This is a genomic window from Kribbella sp. NPDC050281, from assembly GCF_040655855.1.
Taxonomy (GTDB): Bacteria; Actinomycetota; Actinomycetes; order Propionibacteriales; family Kribbellaceae; genus Kribbella.
Genome location: NZ_JBFAKS010000066.1, coordinates 26,278 through 33,259 on the forward strand (window position 1 = coordinate 26,278; position 6,982 = coordinate 33,259).

Annotated in this window: 6 protein-coding genes; 1 reads left to right on the forward strand and 5 read right to left on the reverse strand. The window is 67.4% G+C overall.

Features of this window, described 5'->3' with window-relative positions; translation table 11 throughout:
- Positions 1-4: 4 nt before the first annotated feature.
- Both AB0I34_RS41865 and AB0I34_RS41870 read right to left on the reverse strand, forming a co-directional pair.
- Complete coding sequence (locus tag AB0I34_RS41865) at positions 5-307, reverse strand: antibiotic biosynthesis monooxygenase (protein WP_360457502.1); 303 nt, start codon at positions 305-307, stop codon at positions 5-7.
- Positions 294-893, reverse strand: coding sequence for a helix-turn-helix domain-containing protein (locus AB0I34_RS41870; RefSeq protein ID WP_360457505.1), 600 nt, complete (start codon positions 891-893; stop codon positions 294-296). The genes AB0I34_RS41865 and AB0I34_RS41870 overlap by 14 nt, the downstream gene beginning before the upstream one ends.
- A gap of 55 nt (positions 894-948) precedes the next feature.
- On the opposite strand from AB0I34_RS41870, the gene AB0I34_RS41875 reads away from it, so the two are divergent.
- Entirely contained in the window at positions 949-1,860 is a 912-nt protein-coding gene (locus AB0I34_RS41875) for an alpha/beta fold hydrolase (protein ID WP_360457508.1), read from the forward strand.
- A gap of 7 nt (positions 1,861-1,867) precedes the next feature.
- On the opposite strand, the gene AB0I34_RS41880 is transcribed toward AB0I34_RS41875, so the two are convergent.
- The 3 genes from AB0I34_RS41880 to AB0I34_RS41890 all read right to left on the reverse strand — a co-directional run bounded on the left by AB0I34_RS41880 (position 1,868) and on the right by AB0I34_RS41890 (position 6,850).
- Positions 1,868-3,331 (reverse strand): ATP-binding protein, encoded by a 1,464-nt coding sequence (locus tag AB0I34_RS41880; protein ID WP_360457511.1) that lies wholly within the window; start codon positions 3,329-3,331, stop codon positions 1,868-1,870.
- On the reverse strand, positions 3,331-4,992 hold the full coding sequence (locus AB0I34_RS41885; RefSeq protein ID WP_360457514.1) for an FAD-dependent oxidoreductase: 1,662 nt from the start codon (positions 4,990-4,992) through the stop codon (positions 3,331-3,333). The genes AB0I34_RS41880 and AB0I34_RS41885 overlap by 1 nt, the downstream gene beginning before the upstream one ends.
- Positions 4,993-5,095: 103 nt before the next feature.
- Positions 5,096-6,850, reverse strand: a complete 1,755-nt coding sequence (locus AB0I34_RS41890; RefSeq protein WP_360457517.1) for a glycosyl hydrolase family 18 protein — start codon at positions 6,848-6,850, stop codon at positions 5,096-5,098.
- Positions 6,851-6,982 lie beyond the last annotated feature (132 nt).

Below are 6,982 nucleotides of genomic sequence, written 5' to 3' on the forward strand. Positions count from 1 at the left end.
CGCCTCACCGCTCGTCGACGAGTTCGCCGTTCAGGGCGGAGGACGTGGAGGCCAAGGCCCAAGCCGCGGCGGCCTCGGGGGACTGTGCGAGAGGGAAGGCGGCGGCCATGGCCTGCATCGAGGACCACTGCCACGTGTCGGAGTACGTGCCGTCTTCGAGGTGGACGAGGCGGGTCGCGACGAGCCCGGGGTGGGCCGCGCGGATCGTGTCGATCACCGTGGCGCGGGCCTTCAGGAACTCGGCGACGTTCTCCGGATCGACGCTGTAGTTGTGCACTCGTACGACGGCCTGCTCAGTCGTTGACATCAGTCTCTCCTTCTCCTTGGGGTACGTCGTCCTGACGTTCCCCAGCAAGGGAATGTGACTGCTCTTCCACCGGGAAAAGGATCGGGCTGAGCAGGTATCGGGCGCGGTCCGGCGCGGCCTCGTTGGACAGCACCGGGAGGATCGCGGCACGCAGGCCCTCGATCAACTGCAGGAGTTCTTCGCGACTCAGCCACACCGCGTGCTGCCGATAACCGACCAAGTCCGAGATCGGATCGGCGCCGTCACGATCGAGGTAGGCATTGAACTCGGCCACCAAGGCGGCCACCGCCACCCCGAACCCCTGGCGATGGTCGTCGACCGTCACCTGCTCGGCCAGCTCCGGGGTGATCGACGCACGGTCGAGCCGAAGCCGGTACCGCCGCTCGACCGCGCCGCGCACCCGCCGTTCCTCGGCGACCTCGAGGATCCCGCCGCCGGCCAACAGGTCGACGTGGCGGTAGAGGGTCGCCTTCGAGACGTCCGGGATGCGCTCGCCGAGCTCCGCCGTGGTCAGCATCCGGCCGCCGCGCAGTGCGTGCACGATGCGCAGCCGGACGGGGTGACCGAGCAATTCCAGCGGACCCATCCCGCAACGATCTCATGTCATGCTACCTTTCTCAAAGACTGAGAAAGGTGAATCGATGACCGAGTGGACCACCCCGCCGTACGCCGATCCGTCCCGTTTCGAAGAGCACAACGTCACCCTCGGGACCGGCGACCGCGCCGTCCCGGGGACGCTGTCCCTCCCGCGGAGCACGAGCAGGGTCGGCGTCGTCCTCCTGTCCGGCAGCGGCCCGTTCGACCGCGACGAGACCAGCGGACCGAACAAGCCGCTCAAGGATCTCGCTTGGGGACTCGCCAGCGCCGGCATCGCCGTACTGCGCTTCGACAAGATCACCCACACCCGCCCGGACGTGATGAACGAACCCGGCTTCACCCCGTACGACGAATACATGCCGCACGCGATCGCCGCCGTGCAGGTGCTTCGTGAGCATGCGAACGAGGTGTTCGTGGTCGGCCACAGCATGGGCGGGAAGGCCGCGCCGAGGATCGCGTCCGAGGACCCGTCGATCGCCGGCCTCGTGATCATGGCCGGCGACACCCAGCCCATGCAGGAAGCCGCCGTACGGGTCATGCGCTATCTCGCGACAACGAACCCGGAGGCCATCCCGCCCGGCACCGTCGAGCTGTTCCAGCGCCAGGCGGCCGCCGTCGCCAGCCCGGACCTGTCAGCCGAGACGCCCGCGTCGGACCTGCCGTTCGGGATGCCCGGCGCGTACTGGCTCGACCTCCGCGACTACGACCCCGTCGTCACCGCGGCGAAGCTCGACATACCCATTCTCGTTCTGCAAGGCGGCCGCGACTACCAGGTCACCGTCGCCGACGACCTCCCAGGCTGGCGACAAGGGCTCGCCGATGCCACCATCAAGGTCATCGATGCCGACAACCACCTGTTCTTTCCCGGCACGGGACCCTCGACGCTCAACGACTACGCGGCCGCGCAGCACGTGGACCCGGCAGCCCTTGCCGCCATCCTCGACTGGTTGCCCTGAGCAAGCGTCAGGAGAGCAGCGAGGCCTCGGTCTCGACCTCCTCCTCGGGATCGAGCGGCAGGATGATCTTGAAGCGGGTGTTGCCCGGCTCGGACTCGACGCGGAGGTCGCCGTGGTGCTTCTTCACCACGATGCGCCAGGAGATGTCGAGGCCCAGGCCGGTGCCCTCGCCGATGGGCTTGGTGGTGAAGAACGGCTCGAAGATGCGGCGGCGGATCTCCGGCGGGATGCCGGGGCCGGTGTCGCCGATCTCGACGAGCGCGTACGCGCCGTCCCGCTTGGTCCGGATCGTCAGGGTGCCGTGCCCGCCCATCGCGCTGACCGCGTTGTCGATGATGTTCGTCCACACCTGGTTCAGCTCGGCGGCGTATGCCGGGATCGGCGGCAGCTCCGGGTCGAAGTCCTTCACGACGTCGTACCCCTGCAGCTTGCCCGACATCATCACCAGCGTGCTCTTCAGCAGTTCGCGCAGATCAACGGTCTGGTACGGCGCTCTGTCGATCTGGGAGTACTGCTTCGCTGCCCCGACCAATGTCGAGATGCGGGTGACGGAGTCGTCGATCTCGTTCATCAGCGACTCGGTGTCGATCGTGTACATCAGCCAGCGGACCGCGCCCTCGAGGTACGTCGGCCCGACCGCGGTCAGCACCTCCTCCATCCACGGGACGTCCAGCCCGGCCGCGGCGAGCACCGGCGCGACGTCCCAACTGGCCTGCACGTCATGGTCGTCGAGCCAGTCGGTCAGCGCGTCCTCGGCGTCGGACAGGTCCATCGGCGAGATGTCCTTGTCCTTGTTCTTCTCCAGCCGCTCGACCGCGTCGTCCTGCAAAGCGACGATCTGGTGCAGCTTGGTCGCGTCCAGGGTGCCGTCGGCGAGCATCGCCAGCTTGGATCGCATCCCGGAGACCCGCTGCCGCAGTGTCGCCGCAGCCCGGACCGCCGCGGCGGCCGGGTTGTTCAGCTCGTGGGTGAGACCGGCCGACAAGGAGCCGAGGGCAAGTAACCGCTCCCGCTCGCCCAGCGTCTCGTTGGTCCGGCGCATGCCCATCACGAAGCCCTCGATCAGGTGCACGGCCATCGGGAACCAGGTGTTCATCATCGTCGCCATCGTGTCGGCACTGATGACGAAGAACTCCGACGTCTCGGTCACCCGCATGGTCGCGGTGTAGGCCTTGCGGTCGGCGGCACCGAAGAACGCGTTGAACGCACCGGCGTAGACGCCACGCTGTGCGGTCCGGTTGATCTCCACCTCTTCGCCGTGCGACAGCTTGCACAGCCGGATCTCACCGGAGAGCAGGACGTAGCAGCAGGTCGCCGGGTCGCCCTCGTTGAACACGAGGCCCTCGGGATAGGTCTCGACGTACCCGGCGTCGGACAGCCACTGCAACTGCTGGTCGGTGAGGCTCTCGAACAGGAAGAGCGTGCGCAGTTCGTCCGGGCTCAGCCGGCGCGCCTCGGTCTCGGCAGTCATCAGAGCATCTCCAGGTATCGGTGCACCAGTGTCACGGCCATCGCTCCGTCGCCGACCGCGGAGGCGACCCGCTTGACCGACTCCGCCCGTACGTCGCCGGCGGCGAACACGCCAGGCATGCTCGTCTCGAGGTGGTACGGCTCCCGGTCCAGCGCCCAGCCCGGCGGCTTGCCGCGCAGGTCAGGACCGGTGAGTACGAAACCGCGCTCGTCGCGGAGCAGGTCGCCGGGCAGCCAGTCCGTCCGTGGGGCCGCACCGATGAACACGAACATCCACTCTGTGTCCACTTCGCGGCTCTCGCCGGTCGCACTGTTCTGCAGGGTGACGCGCTCGAGATGCTCCGAGCCCTTGCAGGACACCACCTGCGTACAGGTGTGGACCTCGATGTTGTCGATGTCGTCGATCTGATTGATCAGGTACGACGACATCGTCGCCGTGAGCGATGGTCCTCTCACCAGCATATGCACGGTCTTGGCGTGTTTCGAGAAATACACCGCGGCCTGACCGGCGGAGTTCGCCCCGCCGATGATGTAGACCTCCTGGCCGACGCAGCTCGGGCCCTCGGTCGTCGCGGATCCGTAGTAGATCCCACGGCCGCACAGGTCGTCGACGCCGGGCGCGTCCAGGTGCCGGTAGGCCACCCCGGTCGCCAGGATCACCGAGTGGGACGAGATCTCACTGCCGTCGGAGAACATCAGCTTGCGGGCCGACCCGAGCGTCTCGAGGCCGACCACCTGACGGGCGGTCAGCAACTCGGCACCGAACCGGACCGCCTGCCGCCGGGCCCGATCGGTCAACTGCGCCCCGGACACACCGTCCGGGAAGCCCAGGTAGTTCTCGATCCGGCTCGACTGGCCGGCCTGACCGCCGGTCGCCAACTGCTCGACCAGGACGGTCCGCAGTCCCTCGCTGGCGCCGTACACGGCGGCGCCGAGACCGGCCGGTCCGCCGCCGACCACGACCAGGTCGTAGAAGTCCTTCGTCGGTGAGGTGGAGAGCCCGACCTTGTCGGCGAGCTCCGCCTCACTCGGGGCGACCATCACCGTGCCGTCCGGGGTGATCACCACGGGCAGGGTCGACCCGTCGATCCCGGCCGCGTCGAGGAGGCGCTTGCTCTCCTCGTCGTCGACGCTCAGCCAGCGGTACGGCACCGCGTTGCGGGCGAGGAAGTCGCGGGCCGTGAACGACGGCGCCGACCAGCGGTGACCGATCACCCGGGTCTCGTCGCTGGACGGCTCCGGGGTCGTCTTCCACAGGTCGAGCATCGCGTCGACGACCGGGTAGAGCTTCTCCTCCGGTGGGTTCCACGGTTTGAGCAGGTAGTGGTCGAGGTCGACCACGTTGATCGCCTGGATCGCGGCGTCGGTGTCGGCGTACGCCGTCAGCAGGACCCGGCGGGCGAGCGGGAACAGGTCCATCGCGGCCTCGAGGAACTCGATGCCGGACATCTGGGGCATCCGGTAGTCGGCGAGCAGCAGGGCGACCGGTTCGCCGCGCAGCTTGAGCTCGCGCAGGGCCTCCAGCGCCTGGGACGGGTGCTCGGCCCGGACGATGCGATGCTCCTCGCCGTACCGACGGCGAAGGTCACGGGCGATCGACCGGGAAACACCCGGATCGTCGTCCACGGTGAGGATCACCGGGCGGGTCGTCGACGCTGTCATGCCTCCTTCATACCAGCGCAACACCACAAAGCGGGATCGGTAATCCACAGGCACTGGCCCGGTTCGCGGGGCTGGTCACGAACCGGGCCGGCCTGGGCGGGTCTCAGGGCAGAGCCGCGAGGTACGGCGCGTGGCTGTTCCGGAACTCCCAGTTGTAATAGCGGTCCCAGTTGACCGACCACGTCATCAGCCCGCGGAAGGCCGGTGAGGCACCCCCGCGAAGGCTGTAACCGCCGCAGTTCTGGCCCTTCACCAAGCAGTCGAACGCTTGATGAACGGCTGCCGGGGCGGTGTAGCCGTTGCCCGCGCTGACCGCCGCCGGGAGCCCGAATCCGATCTGGTCCTCGCGCAGCCCGGGAAAGGTCTGACCAGTATTGGCGACCGGGAACCCGGCCTTGACCATGTCGGTCATCGCGATGTGGAAATCGGCTCCACCCATGGTGTGGTACTGGTTGTCGAGCCCCATCACCGGACCGGAGTTGTAGTCCTGGACGTGCAGCACCGTCAGGGCGTCCCGCAGTGCGTGGATCACCGGCAGGTAGGACCCGGTCCGGTTGTCGCCGCCACCCGCACCGCCGTAGAACTGGTAGCCGACCTGCACGAAGAACGTCTCTGGTGCCATCGTCAGCACGAAGTTCGCGCCGTACTTCGCCTTCAGCGTCTTCAGCGCCGAGATCAGGTTGACGATCACCGGGGTGGTCGGGTTGCGGAAGTCGGTGTCACCGGAGTTGAGGTACAGCGAGTGGCCCTCGAAGTCGATGTCCAGCCCGTCCAGGCCGTACCGGTCGATGATCGCGCTGACCGAGCTGACGAACGCGTCCCGGGCCGCGGTGGTGGTGAGCTGCACCTGCCCGTTCGCGCCGCCGATCGAGATCAGCACCTTCTTCCCGGCCGCCTGCTTGGCCCGGATCGCCGCGATGAACTCCGCCTCGCTCTCGACGTTCGGGCACTCACTCGCCGGACAGCGGTTGAATCGGATGTCCCCGGACGTGACCGACGTCGGTTCGCCGAAGGACAGGTTGATGATGCTCCACTCACTCGGTACGTCGGCCATCCGCACGTACCCCGAGCCGTTGGCGAAGCTCGCGTGCAGGTAGCCGATCAGCGCGTGCTTCGGCAATCCGGTGCTCGCGCAGCCGCCCGTCGTACCTGTCGTCCCCGCTGACTTGGCCGACTCACCGACGCTGTTGTACGCCGCCACCGTGTACGTGTGACTGCTACACGTCTGCAGTCCGCTGAGGGTGGCCGTCATACCGGTGACGGTCTGTACGACGTTCGAGCCTTCGTAGACGCGGTAGCCGGTGACTGTGCCGGTGGCTGCTGACCAACTCAGTGAGATGGCGCTGTTCGTCGTACCGGTGATGGTCGGCGTGCCAGGAGCACTCGGAGCGCCCGGAGTACCGCCCGGACCATCCAGACTGATGTCGTCAGCCTGGTACGCCGGTTGGCCGTACCAGCCATGCACGTAGATCTGAGCCGACGTCTGACTGGCGCCAGTAGTAAAGGACAGAGTCAGCTGCGTGTAGCTGGCGGCAGACGGCGTCCAGGTCGACGTGCCGCCGGTGACACCGAGGTAGACGTACGACCCACGCACCCAGCCCGACAACGTGTACGACGTACCCGGCTGCACGGACACGGTCTGGCTGCACTGCGCGAAGTCGGAACTCGACACCGCTCCGTTCAGCGCGTGGCTGCCGCTGCGGACCGGATTGGTGACGACCGATCCGCCGGAGCAGGTCCAGCCACTCAGTGAGCCGGTCTCGAAGCCGGGATTGGACAGGATGTTCGCGGCCTGGGCCGGCACCGTGATGCCGGTCAGCAGGACCCCGACGACAACAACAAGCCATCGTGCACGCATCGGACCTCCTCGAAGGTCCATTTAGTAGAGACGCTCCATAACTAGAGGTCAATGCGTTCGCAGTTCAACAAGGGTGCCGAGTTGCTCCGCCGCGGCTACAACTTCGTCGACGGTTCGGACGGTCTCGGCCGG

Coding starts and splice junctions, on each gene's coding strand:
- AB0I34_RS41890 (WP_360457517.1), bottom strand. CDS start 6,850: ATGCGTGCACGATGGCTTGTTGTTGTCGTCGGGGTCCTGCTGACCGGC.
- AB0I34_RS41880 (WP_360457511.1), bottom strand. CDS start 3,331: ATGACTGCCGAGACCGAGGCGCGCCGGCTGAGCCCGGACGAACTGCGC.
- AB0I34_RS41865 (WP_360457502.1), bottom strand. CDS start 307: ATGTCAACGACTGAGCAGGCCGTCGTACGAGTGCACAACTACAGCGTC.
- AB0I34_RS41875 (WP_360457508.1), top strand. CDS start 949: ATGACCGAGTGGACCACCCCGCCGTACGCCGATCCGTCCCGTTTCGAA.
- AB0I34_RS41885 (WP_360457514.1), bottom strand. CDS start 4,992: ATGACAGCGTCGACGACCCGCCCGGTGATCCTCACCGTGGACGACGAT.
- AB0I34_RS41870 (WP_360457505.1), bottom strand. CDS start 893: ATGGGTCCGCTGGAATTGCTCGGTCACCCCGTCCGGCTGCGCATCGTG.